Origin of the sequence: Acidiphilium iwatense, assembly GCF_021556475.1 — a bacterium.
Taxonomy (GTDB): Bacteria; Pseudomonadota; Alphaproteobacteria; order Acetobacterales; family Acetobacteraceae; genus Acidiphilium; species Acidiphilium iwatense.
On record NZ_JAKGBZ010000119.1, the window covers coordinates 1 to 2,499 of the forward strand.

The following is a 2,499-nucleotide window of genomic DNA, read 5'->3' on the forward strand; positions in this document are numbered from 1 at the left end:
CTCCAGCACCATCCGCACCGCGCGTTCGCGGACCTCAGGTGAATATCTGTTCGATGTCTTCCGCTTTTCCATTGCTCCATCCTACTCAAGAGTTGGAGCCTCCGGGATTCCCGGCGCGGTTCACTACCGCGAAGAATCCTGGGTGGGGGCTTGGGAGGACGTAGCCCGAGCGAGCTTCCACCCAGGAACGGGTTCCTTTCGGAACCTGTCTGACTGGCCGTGATCGACCGGGTAGGGTCTGGCTCCATCGTAGGAGCGTCAGCCTTGCCCGGCCGCCCGATCACCGTTCAGCAGAAGAGGATGTTCATGATGTTTCGCGCCGAGGGGGATCCCCCGCAACTTGCTGCGGCCAAGACCGGCTTTAGCACTGCAACCGGCTATCGGATCGAGAACGAGCTGGATCAACCTCGTGCAACCAAGCCCCCCAGAGGCAGCCGACGCCCCGATCCGCTACAGGCCGTCTGGGATACCGAGGTTGTGCCAATGCTCACCGCGGCACCCGGTCTGCGCGCCGTCGCTGTGCTAGGGGAGCTGGGCCGGCGACATCCGGAACTCGACCCCGGCATCCGGCGCACGCTGGAACGGCGGATCAAGCTCTGGCGCGGCCTGCATGGGCCGGCGCAATTAGTGATCTTTCCCGCGCTGCCAGTATATTGCCGCGCCACGCCGCACGACGCTTTGCCCTGCTTCAAGAAGCCGGTCTCGTCGACCACCAGCACCGCATCGGCATCCGCAAGATGTTCGACCACATACTCCCGCACCAGATCACGCAACTCATCCGCATCCCACCGGTCCCGCCCCAGTAGTTCCTGCTGCCGCCACGGGCCTGGATCGCCCGCCGCCTCAGCACGCATCCACCCCGTCTTGCGTGGCTCCCCGCCAAGCAATCCGTCCAGGAACAAACCAGCATTCAGTGCCGTGCGTTCCTGCGCGAAAAGCCGACGCATCCGCGCCTTCACATCACGCAGTGATGACGCCCACAATTCCAGCGTCGTCTCAACCGACGCAAAGGGGACGGCCAAAAATAACTGGGTCACTGGTCTGACCTTGGCGTGATCGTGTAGTTCCATTCGGGATGGAACGGATGACCCCTGACGTTGAGCGCGTCCATTTCTGCGTCAGTGACCTTGATGCCCTTGGGGTAGACGCGCGTATCGAGTTCGCAGCGTACCAGCAAACCGGTTTTTGTTGTGGTCGCGGCGATCAACTCGACGACGGCAAGTCGGCTGGTCAGCGGCTTGCCGCGCCATGTCTGCGTGATGTGGCAGAACAGTCGGTGCTCGATCTTGTTCCACTTCGACGTCCCGGGCGGAAAGTGGCAGATTTCCAGCGTGAGGCCGGTTTCGTCCGCGAATTTCTGGAGTTCGATTTTGAATAGCCGCACGCGCGATCCGTTCGATCCACCGCCATCGGCGGTGATCACCAGTCGCTTGGCATCCGGATATCTCCGCCTGCCCATCACGGCGAACCAACGGCGGATTGAATTGACCGCGAATTGAGCCGTGTCGTTGTCGATACCGACACTGACACAACCAACATTGGCGGCGATATCGTAGACGCCGTAGGGTACGACCTTGCCCAGTTCGGGATCGACGAAATCATGCACGCGTACGAGATCTGGACTGCCTTGAGCCCGGTAATCACTGCCACCGTTCTTGTAGGGACCGATCAACTCCTTCTTTTTCGTGTCGATCGAAATCACCGGTTGGCCGTCCGCCTGAGCAGCAATGACCCGGGCGTTGATATGCTCGAACTGGGCGTCCCGATCAGGATTGCTGCTCCCTTCCAGGGTCTTGCGGTTGACCTGCCTGCGATAGTTCAACTGGCCAAGCAATTTCGGAATGCTGCTCTTGCCAATCTTGTGACCCATGAAACGCAGCTCAGCCGCCAGCTTCACGTGGCTTTTCGAAACCCACAACAGCGAACGCATCGGATCACCCATCGTGGCAGGTTCAACCAATCCTCGCAGGTCTTCGAGCAGCGTCACATCCGTGACCGTCAGCGCACGCCGGCCGCTGCCCGGACGCCGGATATCACCCGTCAGCCCGCCAGGATCATCAAGATCCTTCAATCCACGACCGATCGTGCTGCGCGCGACACCAGTCGCGCGGGCCGCAGCGGTAATGCCACCATGTCCCGCAGTGCGCGCCTCCGCAGCCGCGAACAAACGACGCCCCCGCTCGTTCAGGCTCCGCCGTACCGCCGCGAATCGCTCACCAATCGCCGATCTGTCAACCATGAAACAATTCTACGCACGCAAACGACCGCGCCGGAATCCCCCGCGGCAATGGGCAGAATGCTCAGCTTATCGATTCGGGAATTTCTGGGCCTCGCCAAACCCTATCCGAGACTTCTGAACCATGGTTGCCCATAGATTCGTATCTGCTCAACCCGGCAGGGGGTCGATCGGCAGTGATGCTCCGGTGACGGCGTTTTTGATGGCGGTGTAGGCATCAAGGCCGTGTCGCGCGGCGGTCCCGACGACGGATCGGACGTTGG

The 2,499-nt window shown here is 61.3% G+C and carries 2 protein-coding genes and 1 pseudogene; 1 reads left to right on the forward strand and 2 read right to left on the reverse strand.

Going from position 1 to position 2,499, the window contains the following annotated elements:
* On the forward strand, window positions 1-223 hold a 223-nt coding region (locus tag L2A60_RS20245; RefSeq protein ID WP_235706262.1), incomplete at its 5' end, for a hypothetical protein.
* A 397-nt stretch (window positions 224-620) separates the two neighbouring features.
* Here L2A60_RS20245 and L2A60_RS20250 read toward each other — a convergent pair.
* Both L2A60_RS20250 and L2A60_RS20255 read right to left on the reverse strand, forming a co-directional pair.
* Window positions 621-1,070 (reverse strand): annotated as a pseudogene (locus tag L2A60_RS20250) (transposase); the annotation flags it as partial.
* Complete coding sequence (locus tag L2A60_RS20255) at window positions 1,034-2,239, reverse strand: ISAzo13 family transposase (protein ID WP_235706263.1); 1,206 nt, start codon at window positions 2,237-2,239, stop codon at window positions 1,034-1,036. The gene L2A60_RS20255 and the pseudogene L2A60_RS20250, both read right to left, overlap by 37 nt.
* Window positions 2,240-2,499: the final 260 nt, after the last annotated feature.